Origin of the sequence: Planomonospora sp. ID67723 (genome assembly GCF_015711605.1) — a bacterium.
In the GTDB taxonomy this organism is placed as follows: Bacteria; Actinomycetota; Actinomycetes; order Streptosporangiales; family Streptosporangiaceae; genus Planomonospora_A.
Map to the genome: position 1 here is coordinate 430438 of NZ_JABTEZ010000002.1, position 19321 is coordinate 449758.

General features: G+C 69.6%; 17 protein-coding genes and 2 tRNA genes. 9 read left to right on the forward strand and 10 right to left on the reverse strand.

Annotated elements, in window-relative coordinates; genetic code table 11:
* The first annotated feature begins 24 nt into the window (after nucleotides 1–24).
* Nucleotides 25–1323 (forward strand): MGH1-like glycoside hydrolase domain-containing protein, encoded by a 1299-nt coding sequence (locus HS041_RS14625; protein ID WP_196441232.1) that lies wholly within the window; start codon nucleotides 25–27, stop codon nucleotides 1321–1323.
* A gap of 109 nt (nucleotides 1324–1432) precedes the next feature.
* Nucleotides 1433–1894, forward strand: a complete 462-nt coding sequence (locus HS041_RS14630; RefSeq protein WP_196441233.1) for a hypothetical protein — start codon at nucleotides 1433–1435, stop codon at nucleotides 1892–1894.
* A 70-nt stretch (nucleotides 1895–1964) separates the two neighbouring features.
* On the opposite strand, the gene HS041_RS14635 is transcribed toward HS041_RS14630, so the two are convergent.
* Nucleotides 1965–2249: a YtxH domain-containing protein gene (locus tag HS041_RS14635; protein WP_230879071.1), complete on the reverse strand. Its 285-nt coding sequence runs from the start codon at nucleotides 2247–2249 to the stop codon at nucleotides 1965–1967.
* Nucleotides 2250–2416: 167 nt separating this feature from the next.
* Between HS041_RS14635 and HS041_RS14640 the strand changes: the two genes are divergently transcribed.
* From HS041_RS14640 to HS041_RS14650, 3 genes are all read left to right on the forward strand, one after another.
* Nucleotides 2417–2492 (forward strand) — tRNA-Asn (locus HS041_RS14640).
* Nucleotides 2493–2829: 337 nt separating this feature from the next.
* Nucleotides 2830–3981, forward strand: coding sequence for a nitric oxide synthase oxygenase (locus HS041_RS14645; RefSeq protein WP_307845296.1), 1152 nt, complete (start codon nucleotides 2830–2832; stop codon nucleotides 3979–3981).
* A gap of 37 nt (nucleotides 3982–4018) precedes the next feature.
* The gene (locus tag HS041_RS14650; RefSeq protein WP_196441235.1) at nucleotides 4019–4792 is read left to right on the forward strand and encodes an enoyl-CoA hydratase-related protein; all 774 of its coding nucleotides are present in this window, start codon (nucleotides 4019–4021) and stop codon (nucleotides 4790–4792) included.
* Between the two features lie 51 nt (nucleotides 4793–4843).
* On the opposite strand, the gene HS041_RS14655 is transcribed toward HS041_RS14650, so the two are convergent.
* On the reverse strand, nucleotides 4844–6724 hold the full coding sequence (locus HS041_RS14655) for an ABC transporter ATP-binding protein (protein ID WP_196441236.1): 1881 nt from the start codon (nucleotides 6722–6724) through the stop codon (nucleotides 4844–4846).
* A gap of 376 nt (nucleotides 6725–7100) precedes the next feature.
* On the opposite strand from HS041_RS14655, the gene HS041_RS14660 reads away from it, so the two are divergent.
* The gene (locus tag HS041_RS14660; protein WP_196441237.1) at nucleotides 7101–8486 is read left to right on the forward strand and encodes a glycoside hydrolase family 16 protein; all 1386 of its coding nucleotides are present in this window, start codon (nucleotides 7101–7103) and stop codon (nucleotides 8484–8486) included.
* A 90-nt stretch (nucleotides 8487–8576) separates the two neighbouring features.
* On the opposite strand, the gene HS041_RS14665 is transcribed toward HS041_RS14660, so the two are convergent.
* Together HS041_RS14665 and galK are read right to left on the reverse strand one after the other, a co-directional pair.
* Nucleotides 8577–9077, reverse strand: a complete 501-nt coding sequence (locus HS041_RS14665; RefSeq protein ID WP_196441238.1) for a DUF402 domain-containing protein — start codon at nucleotides 9075–9077, stop codon at nucleotides 8577–8579.
* 70 nt (nucleotides 9078–9147) lie between these two features.
* Nucleotides 9148–10266: a galactokinase gene (gene galK, locus HS041_RS14670; protein WP_196441239.1), complete on the reverse strand. Its 1119-nt coding sequence runs from the start codon at nucleotides 10264–10266 to the stop codon at nucleotides 9148–9150.
* A gap of 160 nt (nucleotides 10267–10426) precedes the next feature.
* Here galK and HS041_RS14675 point away from each other — a divergent pair.
* The 3 genes from HS041_RS14675 to HS041_RS14685 all read left to right on the forward strand — a co-directional run bounded on the left by HS041_RS14675 (nucleotide 10427) and on the right by HS041_RS14685 (nucleotide 11639).
* Nucleotides 10427–10500: transfer RNA gene (locus HS041_RS14675), tRNA-Ile, on the forward strand.
* A 330-nt stretch (nucleotides 10501–10830) separates the two neighbouring features.
* Nucleotides 10831–11286 (forward strand): hypothetical protein, encoded by a 456-nt coding sequence (locus tag HS041_RS14680; protein WP_196441240.1) that lies wholly within the window; start codon nucleotides 10831–10833, stop codon nucleotides 11284–11286.
* Nucleotides 11283–11639 (forward strand): hypothetical protein, encoded by a 357-nt coding sequence (locus HS041_RS14685; RefSeq protein WP_196441241.1) that lies wholly within the window; start codon nucleotides 11283–11285, stop codon nucleotides 11637–11639. The genes HS041_RS14680 and HS041_RS14685 overlap by 4 nt, the downstream gene beginning before the upstream one ends.
* Before the next feature lie 33 nt (nucleotides 11640–11672).
* Here HS041_RS14685 and HS041_RS14690 read toward each other — a convergent pair whose 3' ends face one another.
* Genes HS041_RS14690 through HS041_RS14715 form a run of 6 tightly spaced genes read right to left on the reverse strand, consistent with a single transcriptional unit; the run spans nucleotide 11673 to nucleotide 18018 of the window.
* The gene (locus HS041_RS14690; protein WP_196441242.1) at nucleotides 11673–12137 is read right to left on the reverse strand and encodes a hypothetical protein; all 465 of its coding nucleotides are present in this window, start codon (nucleotides 12135–12137) and stop codon (nucleotides 11673–11675) included.
* A 55-nt stretch (nucleotides 12138–12192) separates the two neighbouring features.
* Entirely contained in the window at nucleotides 12193–13272 is a 1080-nt protein-coding gene (locus HS041_RS14695) for a hypothetical protein (RefSeq protein WP_196441243.1), read from the reverse strand.
* 36 nt (nucleotides 13273–13308) lie between these two features.
* On the reverse strand, nucleotides 13309–15279 hold the full coding sequence (locus HS041_RS14700; protein WP_196441244.1) for a hypothetical protein: 1971 nt from the start codon (nucleotides 15277–15279) through the stop codon (nucleotides 13309–13311).
* The gene (locus HS041_RS14705; protein WP_196441245.1) at nucleotides 15276–16019 is read right to left on the reverse strand and encodes a toll/interleukin-1 receptor domain-containing protein; all 744 of its coding nucleotides are present in this window, start codon (nucleotides 16017–16019) and stop codon (nucleotides 15276–15278) included. Before HS041_RS14705 ends, HS041_RS14700 begins: the two co-directional genes overlap by 4 nt.
* An 11-nt stretch (nucleotides 16020–16030) precedes the next feature.
* Complete coding sequence (locus tag HS041_RS14710) at nucleotides 16031–17344, reverse strand: NsdA family TPR-like regulatory protein (RefSeq protein WP_501224829.1); 1314 nt, start codon at nucleotides 17342–17344, stop codon at nucleotides 16031–16033.
* A complete protein-coding gene (locus tag HS041_RS14715) occupies nucleotides 17236–18018 on the reverse strand; it encodes a transposase family protein (RefSeq protein WP_196440820.1) in 783 nt (260 codons plus the stop codon). The genes HS041_RS14710 and HS041_RS14715 overlap by 109 nt, the downstream gene beginning before the upstream one ends.
* Nucleotides 18019–19321 lie beyond the last annotated feature (1303 nt).

The window sequence follows — 19321 nt, forward strand, 5'->3', positions numbered from 1 at the left end:
TGTAAAACGGCGCAGACTGGACAGATGGAGGCGCGGTCGGCGGTAGACGACGCCGCGCTCGGGCGCGAGGCGTGGTCCGTGCTCGACGCGAACCGGACGGGGTCCGCCACCGTGCCCGCGCCCGGCCTCTACCCGCACCAATGGAGCTGGGACTCGGCCTTCGTCGCGATCGGGCTGGCCCGCTGGGACACCCGCAGGGCCGCCGCCGAGCTGCTCAGCCTGCTGGCCGGGCAGTGGCGCACCGGCATGGTCCCGCACATCGTCTTCCACCCGGCGCGCGCCGAGGCCTACTTCCCGGGCCCGTCCGTCTGGCGCTCCCACGACCATCCGGCGGCCCCCACCGGGGTGCTCACCTCGGGGCTGACCCAGCCTCCCCTGCACGCCCTGGCGGTGCGCCAGGTGTGGCGGCACGCGGCGGACCGCGACGAGGCCGCCGCCCTGGTCCGGCGGATCTACCCGATGCTGGCGGCCCAGCACGACTACCTCGCCGCGACCCGCGACCTGGGTGGGGCGGGACTGGCGGCGATCGTGCACCCGTGGGAGTCGGGGATGGACGACAGCCCCGTCTGGGACGAGCCGCTGGAGGCGCTGCCCGCGGTCCGGTACGCCTACCGGCGCGAGGAACTGCCCGAGCGCCACCCCGACAGCCACCACGACCGCTACGTCTGGCTGGCCCTGCGCTACCGCGACTCCGGCTACGACGGGGCCTACCTGCGGCTGGACCATCCGTTCGCGATCGAGGACCCGATGTTCAACGGGATCTGGCTGGCCTCCTGCCAGGCGCTGGCCGAGCTGGCCCCGGTGGCCGGGTCCGATCCCCGGCCGCACGAGGAGGCCGCCGCGCGCATCCGCACGGCGCTGCTGGAGCGCCTGTGGTCCGACGGCCTGTTCCACGCCCTCGACCTGCGCGGCGGCCGGCTGATCCCGGTCCGCGCGATCGGCGGCTTCGGTCCGCTGCTCGACCCCGGGCTGCCCTTCGAGGTGGCGATGGCGCTGGTGGCCACGCTGGAGTCCGCCCGGTTCATGGGCGCGGCCGGTTACCCGGTGCCGAGCTGTGAGATCCGGGCGCCGCAGTTCGACCGCTCCCGGTACTGGCGAGGGCCGTCGTGGGTGAACACCAACTGGCTGCTGCGCCGGGCGGCGACCGTGCACGGCCGGACGGAACTGGCCCGCCAGCTCACCGCCGCCACCCTCCGCCTGGTGCGGCAGGCGGGGTTCCGGGAGTGCTTCGACCCCTTCGACGGAAGCGGCCGGGGCGGCCGGGACTTCTCCTGGTCGGCCGCGCTCACCCTCGACCTGCTCGCCGACAGCGCTGAGTCCTGACGAGGGCCCGCGCGGCGGTGCGGGATCCCGGTGCCGGTCCGCCCGCCGATAGCGTGGAGGCACGACGTCCCCGAGGCCGAAGCCGGGGTCTCCACGCTGGAGGGATTCGATGAGGCTCTTCAACCGCACGCCCCCCGAGGTCCGCGCCGCCGTCGAGGCGGCCGACCGGGTGCTGACCTACGCCCAGGGGCCCGACGGATACGTGGTCGTCACCGATCGCGCGCTCTATCTCGGCGGGACGAGGCTGGCGTGGTTCACGGTGGATCGCGGCGTGTGGGACGAGGAGGGGCTGACGGTCGTCACCACGGACGGGCGGGAGCACCGGGCGCGGTTGCCCGAGCCGGGACGGGTCCCGGAGGCCGTGCGGGAACGGGTGGTCGCCTCGATCGTGGTCAGCCAGTACGTCCCGCTGGACGTGCGCGGGGGAGTGCGGCTGGTGGCCCGCAAGGCGGAGGACGACCGGATGGTCTGGGAGTTCGCCTTCGACGCGGGTCTCGACCCCCAGGACCCCGGTCTGCGGGCGCTGGCCGAGCAGGCCCTGGAGGGGGTCCGCCGCAGCTTCGGCGTCTGAGCGGGGGCTGCGGCGTCCGGGAGGGGGCCGGCGGGCGGGCGGTCCTGGCCAGGGCCGCCCGCCCGGTGGTTCAGTAGGGTGAGGCGGTCTTCACCTCGTCCGGCCAGCCGGTGCCGGATCCGTCGTGGGGTTCGTTCCCGTGCTTGCCGGGCAGGTGGTTGGCCACCTGCTCCTTGGCCATCGTGGTCACTCTCGAGACCTGGGCGCCGACCAGCCCGGCGGCCTCCTGGACGGACGGGTTGTCGGTCACCCGCTGGGTCATCCTCTTGATTTGCTCGTACCGCTCCCGGCCGGCCCGGCTTCCCAGGACGTAGCCCACCGCCAGGCCCATACAGAACATCATTCGGTAACGCATCTCCACCTCCACAGGCATGCTCAGCCGGGACCCTACCCACGGATCGCGACTCCTCCCCACCTGCCCCCGCGCCGTCGATGCGACACGCACTCCCGGAGTGCGCTAATCTATTCATGCGCCGCAGGGAGCGGGGAGAGAAACCCCCGGTCAGGCGACGTGAAGCACGATCCCGTGTAGCTCAATCGGCAGAGCAGCCGGCTGTTAACCGGCAGGTTATAGGTTCGAGTCCTATCGCGGGAGCCATGCGGCGAGGGCCCGGAAGCCATGCTTCCGGGCCCTCGCCGTTTCTTGTCCTGGTTCTAGGGACAAATGACGTTGAATCACTGAAAATGATGAGCACCGCACCCTGCGTCGTCGTGCGCGCGTCCGGTGACGCGGACATGACGGCGCGGAGTACGGCTGCCGCGGATCACAGCGATCGCAGTGGGGAAGGGCCACTGCGGCCAGGGCACCGGCCGCCCGGAACGGCCGACGTGCCCGTGAGCCACACATGGGTGGTTGTTCAGTGCTGACCTGGCGGAGGTCCCGGCGCCATGCGCCGAATCCGATCCACGGTGCCGACGACGATTCGCGCGGGCGCGTGCCCGGGCGTCCCGTCCCCTGCGTCGACCTGGCGGAGGCGGAGGCATACCTGGAGCTGTTCCATGCCGAGAACCCCTCGGCCGGACCCGTCAAACCGCGCCTGCGCGAGGTGCGGGCCGAGATCACGAGAACGGGGACGTACACGCACACGCCCGGAGAGCTGGCCTACGGCGCCCGGGTGGCCTGGCGCAACAGCAGCAAGTGCATCGGGCGGCTCTACTGGCGCTCGCTGCGCGTGCGCGACCGCAGGAGCGTCGACACCCCCGAGGGGGTCGCGGCGGAGTGCGTGAACCACCTGCGGGATGCGGCGCCCGGCCGCCGCATCCGCCCCACGATCACGGTCTTCGCCCCCGACCGGCCCGGGGCGCCCGGCCCGCGGATCTGGAACGAGCAGCTCATCCGGTACGCCGGGTACGAGATGGACGACGGCTCGATCGTCGGCGATCCCCGGTACGCCGATTTCACCACGATGCTCCGCAAGCTCGGCTGGCCGGGCGGGCCCGGCACGCCGTTCGACGTGCTCCCGCTGGCGGTCTCGGTGGGCGACGGGCCGCCGCTGGTCTCGGCGGTCCCCGGCGACGCGGTGCTGGAGGTGGCGCTCTCCCACCCGTCCTACCCCTGGTTCGAGCAGCTCGGACTGCGCTGGCACGCCGTACCGGCGATCTCGAACATGTGCCTGGAGATCGGCGGGATCTGCTACCGCGCCGCGCCGTTCAACGGCTGGTACATGGGCACCGAGATCGGCGCGCGCAACCTGGCCGACACCGACCGCTACAACCTGCTCCCGGTCGTCGCCCGGGCGCTCGCCCTGGACACCGGCACCGACCGCTCGCTCTGGCGGGACCACGCCCTGGTGGAGCTGAACGTCGCGGTGCTGCACTCCTTCGAGCGGGCGGGCGTGACCATGACCGACCACCACACCGAGTCCCGGCGCTTCCTGACCCACCTGGACCGGGAGGAGCGGGCGGGCCGGGTCTGCCCGGCCGACTGGAGTTGGATCGTTCCTCCCCTGTCGGGCTCGGCCACTCCCGTCTTCCACCGCTACTACGACGACAGGCAGCTCTCGCCGAACTTCGTCCACCACCCCGACTCGGTGGACCGGGGCCTCGGGCGCCCGCCCGCGCTGTCGCCGGAGGGGGAAAAGGTGTAGAACGTTATTCTGTAGTTCGGAGGAAAGGGCGCGGAAAATGCTGGATCTGGTGCTGCCGTCGATCGACCGGGGCGTGCTGACGTTGACGTTCAACCGTCCGGACCGGCTCAACGCCTGGACCGACGCGATGGGGCGGCGCTACTTCGACCAGCTGGCGGAGGCGGAGCAGAACCCCGAGGTCAGGGTGATCGTGGTCACCGGTGCCGGAAGGGGCTTCTGCGCCGGGGCCGACTTCCAGACGCTCAACGCCATCCAGGACGGCTCCTACGAGGGGGAGCCCGACAAGCGCCCCAACTCCTTCCCGACCACCATCGGCAAGCCGATCATCGCCGCCGTCAACGGCGCCTGCGCCGGGCTCGGCATGGTCCACGCCCTCTTCTGCGATCTGGTCTTCACCGCCGCGGAGGCCAAGTGGACCACCGCCTTCGCCCGGCGCGGCCTGATCGCCGAGTACGGCCTGTCCTGGGCCCTGCCCCGGCTGATCGGCCAGGCCAGGGCCATGGACCTGCTGCTGTCGGGCCGGACCTTCACCGGGGCGGAGGCCTACGAGCTGGGCCTGGTCTCCCGCTCGGTGCCCGGCGAGAGCCTCCTGGAGGAGACCCTGGCATACGCCCGTGAGCTGGCCACGCACAGCTCCCCGGCCTCCATGGCGGTGATGAAGCGCCAGGTCTGGGGCGACTGGAACAGCACGCTCGAGGCGGCGGAGTCCACGGCCGTGCGCCTGATGGCGGAGTCCTTCGGCCGCCCCGACTTCGCCGAGGGCGTCGCCAGCTTCCTGGAGCGCCGCGAGCCCCGGTTCCCGCCGCTGTAGCGCCGAGAGCCCGGATGGGAGGCATTCCTCATCCGGGCTCCGGCGCCGCGCTCAGGCGGCCTCCACCGCGGACGGCTCGTCGAACTGGGTCCGGTACAGCTCCTCGTAGCGGCCCCCGGCGGCGAGCAGCTCGGCGTGCGTGCCGCGCTCCACGATCCGCCCGTCCTCGACCACCAGGATGAGGTCGGCAGCCATGATCGTGGAGAGCCGGTGCGCGATCACCACCGCCGTCCGCCCGGCCAGCACCTCGCCCAGCGCCGCCTGCACCGCGGCCTCCGACGTGGCGTCCAGGTGCGCGGTGGCCTCGTCGAGGATCACCACCCGGGGGCGGGCCAGCAGCAGCCGCGCGATCGTCAGCCGCTGGCGCTCGCCGCCGGAGAGCCGGTAGCCGCGCTCGCCCACGACCGTGTCCAGCCCGTCGGGCAACGAGGCGACGAGGCCGTCGAGCCGGGCTCGGCGCAGCGCCTCCCACAGCTCCTCCTCCTTCGCCTCCGGTCGCGACAGCAGCAGGTTCTCCCGGATCGACTCGTGGAACAGGTGCCCGTCCTGCGTCACCATCCCGACCGTCTCGCGGATCGACTCGGCCGACAGGTCCCGCACATCCACTCCCGCCAGCCGTACGGCGCCGCCCTCGACGTCGTACAGGCGCGGCAGCAGCTGCGCGATGGTCGACTTCCCCGCGCCCGACGATCCCACCAGGGCGACCATCTGGCCGGGCTCGGCGCGGAAGGAGACCCCGTGCAGCACCTCGGCGGAGTCACGGCCGTCGAGGACGGCCACCTCCTCCAGTGAGGCGAGCGAGACCTTGTCCGCCGACGGATAGCCGAAGCGCACCTCGTCGAACTCCACCGAGACGGGCCCGTCGGGCACCCGCCGGGCGTCCGGCCCGTCGGAGATCATGGGCTTGAGGTCCAGCACCTCGAAGACCCGCCCGAAGCTCACCAGCGCGCTCATCACGTCCACCCGGGCTCCGGCCAGGGCGGTCAGGGGCGCGTACAGGCGGGTGAGCAGCAGGGCGAGTGCGACGACGGATCCCGGATCCAGCAGCCCGCGCAGCGCGTAGAAGCCGCCCAGCCCGTAGACGAGGGCCAGCGCCAGCGCGGAGACCAGCGTCAGCGCGGTGATGAACGCCGACTGCACCATCGCCGTGCGCACCCCGATGTCCCGCACCCGCCGGGCCCGCGCGGCGAACTCGGCCGACTCCCGCGCGGGCCGGCCGAAGAGCTTGACGAGCGTCGCGCCGGGCGCGGAGAACCGCTCGACCATCTGCGTGCCCATCGCCGCGTTGTGGCCGGCCGCCTCCTGCCGCAGCCGCGCCAGCCGGGTGCCCATCCGCCGCGCGGGCAGGACGAACACCGGGAGCAGCACCAGCGCGAGCAGGGTGATCTGCCAGGAAAGCCTGATCATCACGGCCAGCGTGAGCACGAGCGTCACCAGGTTGCCGGCCACCGTGGACAGGGTGTCGGTGAAGGCCCGCTGCGCGCCGATGACGTCGTTGTTCAACCGGCTGACCAGCGCGCCGGTCCGGGTGCGGGTGAAGAAGGCGATCGGCATGCGCTGCACGTGGTCGTAGACGGCCGTGCGCAGGTCGAGGATCAGGCCCTCGCCGATGCCCGCCGAGAGCCACCGGGTCAGCAGCCCGAGTCCGGCCTCCGCCACCGCGATGACGGCGATGAGCGCGGAGAGTCCGACGACGACGTCCAGCGGCTCGCCCGCGACGATCGCGCCGACGGCCTCGCCCGCGAGCACGGGAGTGGCCACCGTCAGCACGGCCGTCACCACGCTGAGCATCAGGAACAGGGCCAGGCGCCGCCTGTGCGGGCGGGCGAAGGCGCCGATCCGCCGCAAGGTGGCCATGGAGAACGGCCGCCGGCCCTCCTGGGCGTTCATCGTCCGGTACAGCGTGTTCCAGGCGGTCATCTCCATGCTCATCGCGCGCCCCCCGCCACGATCGGGGCCGCCTCGGACTCCACTGCTGCCACTGCTGCCGCCGCGGTCGTCACGGACGCCTCGGCTCCGGGAGGCGGGGTCGCGGGTCGCCTGGTCATGGAAGGTCTCCTCAAGTGCGTCGTCATAGGAGGACCCTAAAACCTCAGCTTTTGTTGAGGTCAAGCGCGCGTTCCGGCGGGGCGGCCCGGGCGGGTCGCCCCGCCTCGCGGGAATGAAACGCTCCAGTTTAGAGAGCGCTCTCTGAATTTTCACCGAAAGTATTGACTTGAGTTAACCTTCGCGAAACAGTTACGACACTCGGTCTCTATGCTGCAGCGCTGTTCGACCGTCTCCCTCGTTCCCCGGAGAGAGGCCTAGTATGAGCCGCCCCCCAGTCAGAAATCGCTCTCTTACCTGGATCTCGGCCCTCCTCGCGGCGCTGGTGCTACCGGTGACCGCGCTCGCCGCCAACGCCGCCGTCCCGCCCACCCCCTCCGGCTGGTCCCTGGTCTGGAGCGACGACTTCAACGGCAGCGCCGGATCCCTCCCCTCCTCCGCCGACTGGATCGTCGACACCGGCCACGGCTATCCCGGAGGCCCCGGCAACTGGGGCACCGGTGAGATCCAGCGCTACACAGGCAGCCCCTCCAACCTGAGCCTCGACGGCGGCGGGAACCTGCGCATCACCCCGCTGAAGAGCGGCGACGAGTGGACCTCGGCGCGCATCGAGACCCGCCGTTCGGACTTCAAGCCCGCCGCCGGGCGCGTCCTGCGCATCGAGGGCCGCATCCAGATGCCCAACGTCACCGGCAACGCCGCCCTGGGCTACTGGCCCGCCTTCTGGGCACTCGGCGCGCCGTACCGCGGCAACTACTGGAACTGGCCCGGCATCGGCGAGTTCGACATCATGGAGAACGTCAACGGGATCAACTCCGTCTGGGGAGTGCTCCACTGCGGAGTGAACCCCGGCGGGCCCTGCAACGAGACCACCGGCCTCGGCGCCAGCAGGACCTGCCCCGGCGCGTCGTGCCAGTCGGCCTTCCACACCTACCGCTTCGAGTGGGACCGCAGCGTCACCCCGAACCAGCTCCGCTGGTACGTCGACGGCCAGCAGTTCCACAGCGTGAGCCAGTCCCAGTTCGACGCCACGACCTGGAACAACATGACCGGCCACCAGGGATACTTCCTCCTGCTCAACGTGGCCATGGGCGGGGCGTTCCCCAACGCCCTGGGCGGGCAGACCCCGACCGCGGCCACGGTCTCCGGGCGGCCGATGCTCGTCGACTACGTGGCCGTCTGGCAGAGCGGCTCCGGCTCCACCCCCACGCCGACCCCCACCGGTGACCCGGACGGGGTGGACGCCCGCTCGACCATCCAGGCCGAGCGGTACCAGGCGCAGTCGGGCACCTCGGTGGAGGCCACCACCGACACCGGCGGCGGGCAGAACGTCGGGAACATCGGCAACGGCGACTGGCTGCGCTTCGACAACGTGCGGTTCGGCGGCACGGCGGCCACCCAGTTCAGGGCGCGCGTCGCCTCCGGGGCGCCGGCCGGCGTCAGCGGGCTGGTCCAGGTGCGCCTCGGCAGCCCGACGGCCGCTCCGATCGGCGACTTCGCCGTCGCCAGCACCGGCGGCTGGCAGAGCTGGCGCACCGTCCCCGCCAACATCACACCGGTGACCGGCACCCACACGGTCTACGTCACCTTCAGCAGCGGGCAACCGGCCGACTTCGTCAACCTCAACTGGTTCTCCTTCGGAAGCTGAGTCCGTACGGCTCGCGCGCCCGGGGCTTCCCGGGCGCGCCCCGCCGTCCGGGAGGCCCGCAGCCGCCCGGACGGCGGGCCGTACCCGGCCTCAGACGACGTGGTCGAGCCACCGCGGCGGGGCGGAGAAGGGAGCGCTGTAGGCGGTGACGGCCTTCAGGAGGTGGTCGGCCGAGGCGCGGGCCGAGGCGATGACGTCCGGGGGGTAGGCGTAGCGGACCTGGTGCTCGGCGAACTCGTCCTCGTCGTCGAGGTAGATGCGGCCGTCCCGCTTGCGGATCACGTCGAGATCCAGATCGACCATGGTGACCTCGCCGTCCCGCCACTCCGGCACCGTGGTGATGTCGCAGTAGATCTCGGTCCGGTTCGGCTCGGCGTTGAACAGGGCCGTCCACCAAGCGTCCCGGGGGAAGAGGATCACGAACGCCTGATGCCAGGCGACGGGGGGCTCGGAACCCTTGCGGCCGAGGGTGCCCGCGACGCAGCCGGTCCAGACGCCGTGTTCGTCCTCGCCGAGGAGCAGCGCGGAGTGGTGCCAGTGCAGGGAGCCGTCATACTTCCGGTACACGACGTTCACGTTTTCGAAGGGCATGCCCTGACCCTAGAAGCTCGCACGCCCCGGCGCCGACGGCTTTTCCCGCGCCGGGGAGGTGCGGCGTAGCTCAGGCCAGGCGGCGGGCGCCGGCGGCCGGGGCGGCGGGGTAGATCTCCGGAGCCGCCCAGCCGCGTTCGGCGTAGGCCGCGGTCACCGCGTCCCGCACGGACTCCACCCGGCCGTCGGCGACCAGCGCGATGGCCGATCCGCCGAACCCGCCCCCGGTCATCCGCGCCCCCCGGGCCCCGCCGCGGACCGCCGCCTCCACGGCCACGTCCAGCTCGGGGCAGGACACCTCGAACTGGTCCCGCAGGGACAGGTGGGAGGCGTTCAGCAGCGCCCCGATCTCCTGGACCGCCCCGGCGCGCAGCAGCCCGATGACCGCCTCGACCCGGTGGTTCTCGGTCACCACGTGCTGGACGCGCCTGCGCTCGTCCCCGCTCAGCTTCGCCAGCGCCCCCCCCAGGTCGGTGACATCGCGCAGCGCGTCCACGCCCAGGCGCTCGGCGGCGTTCTCGCAGTCCTCGCGCCGCCGGGCGTACTGCCCGTCGGCGAGCTCGTGGTGGACCCCGGTGTTGACGACCAGGAGCTGGAGGCCGTGCGCGGCCAGGTCGAAGGGGATGCTCCTGCTCGCCAGGGTCCGGCAGTCCAGGAAGAGGGCCCTGCCCTCCTCCCCGAGCGCCGACGCCGCCTGGTCCATGATCCCGCACGGCATGCCGACGAAGTCGTTCTCCGCCTTCTGCGCCGTCAGAGCGATCTCCATCTTGGTCAGGCCCAGGCCGTACAGCTCGTCGAGTGCGGTGCCGACCACCACCTCCAGCGCGGCGCTCGACGACAGCCCCGCGCCCTGGGGCACGTCCCCGTCGACCACGATGTCCGCGCCCCGCACCGGGTGCCCGGCCGCCCGCAGCGCCCAGAGGACCCCCGCGGCGTATCGGGCCCAGCCCTCGGCGCGCTCGATGTCGTCGAGGACCACCGGCTCGCCCGCCTGGAGCGACCGCAGCCGGACACCGCCGTCCTCGCGGCGTGCGACCGCCGCGGCGACCCCCCACGGGACGGCGAACGGGAGCACGAACCCGTCGTTGTAGTCGGTGTGCTCGCCGATCAGGTTCACCCGCCCCGGGGCGTGCCACACGCCGTGCGGCTCGGCGCCGAACGACTCCCGAAAAGCCTCAATAACGCGCATGATCAAACACTCCTAAACATTGCCTCTCCGTACCCTAGCGAGTGGGGCGGGCCGTCGGAGGAGCAGTGGTGGAGCAAAGGTCACATCTTGGATCAGTAGGCCCGGCGGATGTGCGAAGTGGGCGGTCCTTTGGTTGAATGCGTCGGTACGGCTTGCGCGAGGGGCGGTAGCTCAGCCGGTTAGAGCAGGGGACTCATAATCCCTGGGTCGCGGGTTCGAGTCCCGCCCGCCCTACCCTCCGCGATCAGGACAAGAGCGCCTCCGGCTTGGGCTTCTGCGGTTTGGGCGCTCTTCTGCTGTCCGGCTGTCAGCGGCCGTCGTCGGCCTCTGGCGGGTGATCGTGCCGAATACGTGCCGAAGTTTCGTGGGCCTTCGGCTGTCACTCTTTTGCGGGCCGCCGGAGCTATTCGTCGGTTGAGCGATGTCTTCTGATCATGGCCAGGCCACGGCGGGTGCCATGTGAGGCGTGCTTCCTGGCTCAGTGAGACCGTCGGTCTGGGGGTGGGAACCTGGCCGGACGTTCTTTACTTCGGAATGTGTTCCGAAGTATGGTGCGGTATGGCCATGCCGACCGTTCCGTTCTCCGACCTGTCGAAGCACTCCAAGCAGGTGGCCGAGACCATCGACCGGTTCCACCGCGTACACGTCAAGCGCCGTGACGGGGAGGACCTGTTCATCTCCACGGCCCGGCACGACCGCCAGCGCGAGGAGACAGCGGATGTGGCGGCCCGTATGATAGCCGCGCTATTGGCCAGTGACGAGGGCACGCGCGCCGTCCTGCACGCCCTGCCCGTGGTCTTCCCCTGGGTGCGGCACCTGTCCGCGGACGAGCGGCGTGAGTTCGTCCAGGAACTCGTCGACGCCACGCGGGACGCGGTCGACCTGGACGTCCACGCCACCCTGCACCGAGTCATCGTCGAGTGGCGCGCCACCGCCCGCATCCTGGCCGACCCCGCGTTGACCGCGCAGCTCACCCGTCCGCTGCCGGAGGAGGACCACGGTGAGGTGTCCGCGCCGTGAGCCCCAAACGCGGCGATGCCGTGGCACCGCCGTCGATCGGTGACGAGTGGCATCTGCGGTTCGCCACCAGTGAGGCAGCCAAGGGCTGGATCGATCTGTGCGCTGAGGTGCCGGGGAACACCCGGCGGTGTTTCGAGGCGCTGCGCGCGGATCCGCTGTCGCAGAAGGACCCGGACCGGCAGCACCGGCTGCGCGGCCGCCTGGCGACCGGGACGCTGGGCGGCCGTGAATACCCTCAGTGGGAGTACGAGGTCACCGCGGGCGGCCGGGTGCGTTACCTGGTCGACGAGCCCCGGCGGACCGTCCATCTCGTCTACGCCTCGCCCCGGCATCCCAAGGACACCGACACCTGAAACGACCGCAGGACGTGCCGCTCCGGATCCGTATCAGTCTGCTTCGGGATGGGTGGCGCGTTCCTCCAGGGGCGGAGCGGGCGGCGTATGGAAGGCCAATCCTGAGATCCGTCCCGACTGGATCACCGGACCGAACTGCACGCCTCCGCTGACGACGTTGCGCACGGTGTTCGTTCGCGGGGCGCGCAGCTCCGAGTCCAAGGCGCCGAGCAGGCGCAGCAGTTCGGCGGCCGTAACGGGGTCGGACAGCAGCAGACGACGCAGCCGGAGGCGCCACTGAGCCTCCACGTCAGCCGCCATGCCGTCGTTGCCTGCTTCATACGCGGCCACGACTTCGCTGCGGGAGATGTCCAGCTCGCGGACCATGTCTTCCGCTGCATGCTTGCTGGCGAAGAACCGCGTAAGTCTTTCCTTCACCTGGGTCCAGGAATCCGTGACCATCAGCCCTATCAGCGTCGCTGCTCCCGAACCCGCCAGTGCGGCAAGCTCTGCTTCCACGATCCACCTCCGAGAAACGTCGTCAGGGCCGACATGGTGAATGCTGTGATGCGGCTCATCCGAGATCATCGATCGGTGGTCCCTCGCTGGGCCTGCCGGAGGCAGGGGCCTCGTCATCGGGCATGAAGTCGTCAGGCGCGTCGAATCTGCGTATCAGGTCGTCGGCGACGTCCTGCTTTCCGTACTTGGTGAGGCACTCGGCCACCTGCCTGCTGAACAGGGCGCGTTGCGGGTCGCCGTCCGGAAAGTCAGCGGACTGCAAGAAGGCCGCGAAGAGGTCGACGGCGGAAGAGTCACGCCTCAAGCCGGATGTGTCTGGCTCGCCGTCGTCCGCCGGCCGGGGGGAGGACGGCCACTGGGTCAAATGGCGAAAATGCTCGGGAACCTCCTGGTTGTTCGCGGCGGAGGAGACCTGGGCGAGGATGCCTAGGTCCTGCACCACCTTCTCCACCTGGTCGTCGTTCCTGCTGAGCCACCAGACCACGGCGCTACCGGGGTCCTTCAGCACGTCCTTCCCCAGGTACTCGCGCCTGCTCTGTTCGTATGTCCTCTCGTGCTCCCAGACGGCCTTCTGCTTGCGTATCTCCGCGAGTTTGTCCAACCGCTGCCGGTCGTGATCGGAGAGGGTGAGCGCGACCGACTCGGCCATCGCCCGCACACGTTCCGCGGCGTCCGGTTGCATCGTGCCCAGCGCACCGTTCAGTTCGTGCTGGACGAGCGAGGCTCTTCCGGGAGGCCGGTTCCTCGTGATGGCCATGGCGCGCTCCAGGATTGCGTCGACCGCCAGGCCTCCGAGGTTGGCACCCGCCTTGCCCGTCACTCCGCCGAGGGGAGACCAGCGCACCGTTGCCGAGAAGAGGAAGTCGTAATCCTCCTCCTGGCTCGGCAGCGCGACGTCGACGACCTGATGCTCCCGGTTCTCAACCGGTGGCGGGAGGAAGTACGTCGGCTCCACCGGAGAGGTGGCATGCGTTCCGCGGCCGAGGTATCTCACGATGAGAAGCGCGGCGCCGGCCACCGCGGCGAGCGCCGCCCACACCCAGCGCGGAAACGGGGCGAACACGATGAGGCCGGTGAGGAGCAGTCCCGCGAAGACGGTGAAATAAATGGTGATCGTTCTACGACCGGAGCCCATGGCGTTGTCCTTCTGATGTGTTGTCACGATGACGGCTCACAGGCCTCGGAGTCCCAGCACGGTGTCGATCTTCTGCCGGACGAGGCCGGTGAAGAGAGCACTGCGCTCCTGTCCGTCCGCTGAAGAAGAGGCCAGATCCCGGGCTGCGACGTACAGGGGGGCCAGGAGATCTGTACGCTGCCCGCCTCCCCTGATGAGGACGTCGAGAAGGGGCCCGCGATGTGCTTCGTCCTCGAGGGCTGCTCGGAACCAGTGCTGCGCCTGGGGCCGCCAGACCTCGTACGAGCACAGGAGGAAGACGAGGTGCCATCCGGCGGTCAGCTGCTCCTGCACGCCGGGGTCGGACAGCGGGGAGTGCGCGTGCGGCCCAGGAGCTGTGAGCGGTATCGGATCGGCGAGTTCCAGGAACAGGTCGGCGTCGAACCGCCGCCACCTCTCGTTTTCCGACTGGAGCCGATGGACCAGTCGTTTCAGCATCCAGATGCGCAACTGCGTGTCGGAGCCCACTATCTGAGCGAGTGCATCCCGGGCGTGCGCGGTCCCGGTCTCCCTGCGGGCCAGGTGGTGGAGCCGGACCAGAGCCTGGTCCGGATGGTGCGCCGCGATCATCTTCCAGCACGTCACGGTGAGCACTTGGGCGAGTTCTCGGGAGACGGAGCTCCTCGCCGCATCAAGGATCCTCTGGCGGAAGAACCGGCCGTGCGCCTCGTCTCCGAGTCCGTGGCGTAGCGCTTGGACGGAGGCTTCCAACCGGAAACGGGTTACGGGGGCTCCGGTGCACTGCCACACGAGATCCAGCAGCATGTTCGGGTGTCCGTCACGCAGACACTGCTGGGCGAACCGTTTGACCAGTTCGTCGCGGTCGCTCTGTTCCAGGCCGGGCAAGTCCACGATTCCGGTGACCCACTTCTGGATGGGTTTTCGCAACTCCGGCCAGTGGGTCCAGAAGTGGGACCGGACCGCGGAGTCGTATCCGAACTTGCCGAACCTGACCCGGCCGGAGGCATCGGTCGATGAATCGATCTCCTTGAGGCGTACGGTGAGGTCCGTGTGCTCCAGCAGAGGGAGGTCGGCCTGCGGGTGCCCCACCTCCCGTAGGAGCGCAGCGGTGGCACGGTGAATGGCCTCGGCGCGGGCTCCGTGCATCATGGCGGTGGCCAGTAGCAACGCTCGTTGTGGCCCTTCACGCAGGATGGTGAGCTTTTCCGTGACACGTGTGCTCTGCCGGTTGTCCAGTACGGCCAGGGCGTCCTCGCACCAGGCGGCGAACCCGCTCTCCGACCTTTCTCGCGCCTCGACGACGAGCTCGGCGAGGTCCGCGATCTTCCGCATCGAGGGCGCCCCCGCCAGGAAATCCGAGAGGGGCTCGGGAGAGGAGTCGGTCTCGGCGACCGGGATGTCCGCCGCACGCAGGTAGCGCTGGAACACCGTCTGCTCGGGCGGGCGGGTGATCTCGATTCGGAAGGCGCTGAGATCCGGTTGAAGCCGCCCGGCCGTCCCGGCCGGGAGCACCACCACCAGCCGGGCGGCGTGATCGTGCGCGGCCACCCGGAGATCGTGAAGTTCGCCCTGGACCTTGGACCAGGTCTGTTCGTCGGCGGACGCCGACAGGTCCACCAGGATCAGAGCGTCGTCTCCGACCTGGTCGAGGTCGAGACAGCGCTGCCCGCCGTCCTCGTCCGGCAGGATTTCGTGGAACGTCTCGCGTCCGGAGTACAGCTCGTTCAGGAGCATCCATGCCGCGCTCCTCCGCCCCGCGCCCGGTGCTCCGTCCAGGAAGACGGTGCCGTTGCATTCCAGGACCCGGCGGGCGCGGGCGAGACCCGGCGGGGGGACGAAACGCTTCCGGAGCCAGGCCAGCTGGTCGCCGGCGATACGCCGGGGGTCTTTGCCGGCGGCCTGCGCCAGCTGCGTGAACGATATGTGCTGAGTCACGTACTGGTCGCCGTCGCCCGTGTGCGTCGCTCCGTAGTTGCTCTCGACAAAGGTGCCGGACCGCCCGTTCAACGCTTGCCCTCTCCGTCCTCGCGGGAGTTCCCGAACCGGTGGCCGATGCCGCCGTGGTTGTCTCCGGCGACATACGTCGCCCCGTCGCCGGAGAAGTGCTGGGAGTCGCGGTAGACGTTGCCACTGCCCAGATGGGCGATCCCGTGGTTGTTCTTGATGCCGGTGCCGACGTCCCCGGCGGTGATGTCGCGGCCCTGGAGGACCGGGCCGTGCACGTTGTCCGCCGCGTTGGAGACGGAACCGGAATCGGGGGCCGTCGCTCGGGAAGCAGGACGGACGACCGGCCCGAGCGACGGGATCCACTCGGCGAGCCTGGTGAACAGGCGTCTGAGGCCGGCCTGGAGGTCCTCCACGTCCAGGCGCTCCGATTGGACCTCGGCGAGCCACTTCAGTTCCAACGGAAGATCTGCCGGATCCAACCGTCTGGCGCCCGGCCCTTCCAGGACGGGTACGACCGGTATGCCGAAGGTGAGCGCCTCGAGAAGCTCCCGGCGGACCCAGTCGTCTTTGTCACGCAGCCTGGGGGAGCGGGTCCAGGCCGGGCCGATGACGGCGAGCACGACGGTGGCGCGCCGTACGTTGCCGAGCAGTTCCTCGGGGAAGCGCTGACCGGGCCTGATGGACCTGGTGGCGCGGAAGACGTGGTCCTCTCCTCCGAGGATTCCGGAGAGCTCCCTGTCGATGAGGAGGGCGGTCTTCTCCCCGTCGCCGGTGCGGTAGTTGATGAACACGGTGGCCATGAGGGTCCTCTCTACGGGGTGATGATCTGGATGGTCGTACCGAGGTCGGGAGCGAGTTCGCGTACCGACCGGTTGCGCGGGTGACGGGCCAGGACACGAGCGAGGTTGCGCAGGTCCGGGGCGATCGTGGCCGAACCCACCGTGATGACGTCGCCGAGCAGCCTGCCGGTGAGGGCGCACGCGTGGTCGACTTCCCCGGCCGCCGCGTGGGCGAGCGCGCAGCGCACCCCGTAACGGACCCGGGTACGCAGCGCCTGGGGTGACACCCGCTTCAACTGCGCTTCCATGATTTCGGCGGCCTCGGCCGGCCGCCCCAGGTCGTACAGGCACCAACCGGTGATCATCCCGGCCGGGTCGGTCAAGTTGGTGGTGCCGATGACGGGTACGTCGGGGTCGGGGATATGGCCGGTGAGGAGCGTCCGTGCCCGGTCCAGAGCGCGCATGCAGGCCTCGTAGTCGCCCGCGAGCGCATGGCCCTGCGCCTCCCGCTGCGCGGCCAGGCCGCGGATCCGCGGTGGAACCCTGCCGCTCTGCGCCTGCCTGGCCAACTCGACGGTCTGCACCGCATCCTCGCGGTAGAGCGTGACCAGCGCTCGGCGGACCAGTCCGTACGCGGCCAGGTCATGGTCGCCGCCGGCGGCCGCCAGGTCGACGGCACGTTGCGTCCACCACAGCGCCGCCTGCTCGTTTCCCGTCTCCTGCACCAGCCAGCCGACGTACTCGGCGTACCGGGCACCGAGTCGCAGCAGCCCTTGACGGGTCCGGGAACCGGCATGGACGGACAACTCCCGGAGCGTATGGGTCTGTGCGATGAGCGCGGGGAGCAGAAGGCCGGGACCGACCGTCTGGCCGATCCGCCGGTAATGGTCGAAAAGCGAGCGGGACGTTCCCAGAAGCATCGGGTCCTCGGTTCCAGCTTGGTTCGCCGGTCCGCCGATGCTCATCCCCGCGATCGAGACCGCGCCAGCGGCCATCGCCTGCCTCCGGCTCATGGGCTGGAACCGGTTCTGCCCGTCTACGGACAACTGCATCAACCACACCTCGTCGTCACCGTTCTCTTGGGCGGGTTCTCTGTCAGGAAGTGGCCCGCAGACCAGAGAGGCGAGTCGGCCTCCGGCATCGAGTACGTTGTCGCAGAGACGAGCCAGTTCGCGGCTCGGTGCTTTGATGCCTCGTTCGACCTTGCTGATCTGGCCTTTGCTGTAATGAATGCATTTCATCCTCGGGCGCCCTGAGCAACACGGTGGTTCTGTAGGACGGCGATGGCCTTGACGAGGTGGCCGGCTTTGCTGGGGCTGCAGCGCAGCTTCCGGAGGATTCTCCATGACTTGAGCTGCGCGTTCGCGCGCTCGCCGGGTCCGCGGAGCTTGGCGTGTGATCGGTTGGCCTGCTTCTGGGACTGCGGCTTGTTGCGGCCTTTGTACGGGGTGATGACGACGGTGGCCTCGGCCCCCTGGTAGCCCTTATCGGCCAAGGTGAGGATCCCTGCCTTCTCCAGTTCGCGCAGGATGCCCCATACTCTGGCCGCGGTCAGGTCGTGCATGCTGCCCGGCATCGCGCCGGAGGTCCACAGGATCGTCCCGTCCGGGCCCGCGATCACCTGCACGTTCATGCCGTGGATTCGATGCTTGCCGGAGAAGTAGGGACGGTCGGCCCGCACGCGGTCGGTGTGGATGAGCGTGCCGTCCAAGATGAGGTGGGTCAGCCCGTCCTGCTTGGCTTTGCGTAAGGCCTGGGTGAGCTTGGGCGAGCGTGCTGACAGCAGCATGACGGTCTCCTGCACGTACCGCCAGGCCGTCGTCGCCGACACGCCGAATCCCGCGCTGATCTCGGCGAACGTCTCATCTTTGCGCAGGTGGATCAGCACCATCAGGGCCTGCTGGCCGGGGTTGAGTCGCCGCCAGATCGATCCGATGGCCTTGCGGTGGCGGCGGATGAGCCCGGCGACGTAGTTCAGCGTTGAACGCGACAAATCGACGGCAGCACGGTAGAACAGCACCCGAAGCTCCTGGTTGTAGCGGGCGTTGGTTGTGGTGATCAACCCGTCTACCAGGAGCTTCTCTACTTCCGAGGACGAACCGTCAACTCGCGATCATGCCGTGACCAGCGGCCCGGCCCTCAGGGATGAAATGGGTTCAATGAACCAGCTTGGATAAATCGGTAAGGGTGAGATCGGCGGCGAGGCGCCGTCTGCGAAGTTCCCTGCCGAAATGGATCGGCTGCTCGACCACACGAACCTCCGTCGCCGTCTGCCCGTGCAGTCTTGAGCCGGTGCGCACCAGCCTGCGTCATCTGCTCTCGGGGAGACAAGACTCGTCCTGGGGTTTCCCGTTTCCTCCTTCGAAGGAAACGGGAGGTCTTCATTCCTGTCCAGGTTGATCCGAGTGCTCTATGTGGCTTCTTCCTGGTCTCAGAGGATGTTGCCGCGCGAACATGGTCTTCAGTGGCCGGTTGAAGCCCGGTCGGCCGAAGGGAAAAGGCGGGTACCGGGTTTCACATAGGGTGGCCCGGAAATCGGATGGGAAGACTTGTTCGCATGTTGCGGGAGGAGTCGCCGATTGCAACTAAAGGAGCAGCCCGTATAGGAGGTTAGGGAGCGAAATTATGGCCCTTGATTTTCTTGGGGTCGCCCGAGTGACGATCGACCAGGCGTCGTCTCCGGCGGCGGTGGGGTGTCCGGGAGATGAGGTGCTCGGACGGGCACGTGGTGGGCGCGGACATGCGTCCGTGCCCACGTACGGGCCGTCAGTAGCCGTCACCGGCAACCGACGCTGACGTGCGGAAACGTCCTTATACGGCACCGTCGATCATGGGCCGTCACGGGGTGAGGCACGCTCGTAATCCCTGGGTCGCGGGTTCGAGTCCCGCCCGTCCTACCCTCCGCGATCAGGACAAGAGCGCCTCTGACCTGGACTTCTGCGGTTTGAAGCGCTCCTCTGCTGTCCGGCTGTCAACGGCCGTCGTCGGCCTCTGGCGGGTGATCGTGCCGAATACGTGCCGAAGTTTCGACAAGGCTTCCAGGCCACCGTGATGCCGCGGTTCGATGACTGGGTCCGGTGAGAGGTCCGGGAAGGTCGCCCTCGCTCGCCAACGGCGGTGGTTCTTCGGTTGATCTACTGAAAGCGACACAGAGCGGGAAGCACATCGTGGGGATGGCGGGCTGTAGACGTCTGGTGTCCGATCAGGGGCTCTTCGAAGGGGCGGAGCAGAGAGGCACCAGGCCGGCTGACCGAGTCAGGTCGTCATTGTGACCACAGTAAATCATCGGGCGAAGGAAGAGTTGTGCACGCCCAAGACGGGAT

Bases quoted from the DNA above. Each gene is read 5' to 3' on its own strand.
- galK (WP_196441239.1), bottom strand. From the start codon at position 10,266: ATGCGCGTTATTGAGGCTTTTCGGGAGTCGTTCGGCGCCGAGCCGCAC.
- HS041_RS14635 (WP_230879071.1), bottom strand. From the start codon at position 2,249: ATGCGTTACCGAATGATGTTCTGTATGGGCCTGGCGGTGGGCTACGTC.
- HS041_RS14680 (WP_196441240.1), top strand. From the start codon at position 10,831: ATGCCGACCGTTCCGTTCTCCGACCTGTCGAAGCACTCCAAGCAGGTG.
- HS041_RS14655 (WP_196441236.1), bottom strand. From the start codon at position 6,724: ATGAGCATGGAGATGACCGCCTGGAACACGCTGTACCGGACGATGAAC.
- HS041_RS14665 (WP_196441238.1), bottom strand. From the start codon at position 9,077: ATGCCCTTCGAAAACGTGAACGTCGTGTACCGGAAGTATGACGGCTCC.
- HS041_RS14710 (WP_501224829.1), bottom strand. From the start codon at position 17,344: ATGGAGAATCCTCCGGAAGCTGCGCTGCAGCCCCAGCAAAGCCGGCCA.
- HS041_RS14660 (WP_196441237.1), top strand. From the start codon at position 7,101: ATGAGCCGCCCCCCAGTCAGAAATCGCTCTCTTACCTGGATCTCGGCC.
- HS041_RS14650 (WP_196441235.1), top strand. From the start codon at position 4,019: ATGCTGGATCTGGTGCTGCCGTCGATCGACCGGGGCGTGCTGACGTTG.
- HS041_RS14705 (WP_196441245.1), bottom strand. From the start codon at position 16,019: ATGGCCACCGTGTTCATCAACTACCGCACCGGCGACGGGGAGAAGACC.
- HS041_RS14625 (WP_196441232.1), top strand. From the start codon at position 25: ATGGAGGCGCGGTCGGCGGTAGACGACGCCGCGCTCGGGCGCGAGGCG.
- HS041_RS14695 (WP_196441243.1), bottom strand. From the start codon at position 13,272: ATGGGCTCCGGTCGTAGAACGATCACCATTTATTTCACCGTCTTCGCG.
- HS041_RS14630 (WP_196441233.1), top strand. From the start codon at position 1,433: ATGAGGCTCTTCAACCGCACGCCCCCCGAGGTCCGCGCCGCCGTCGAG.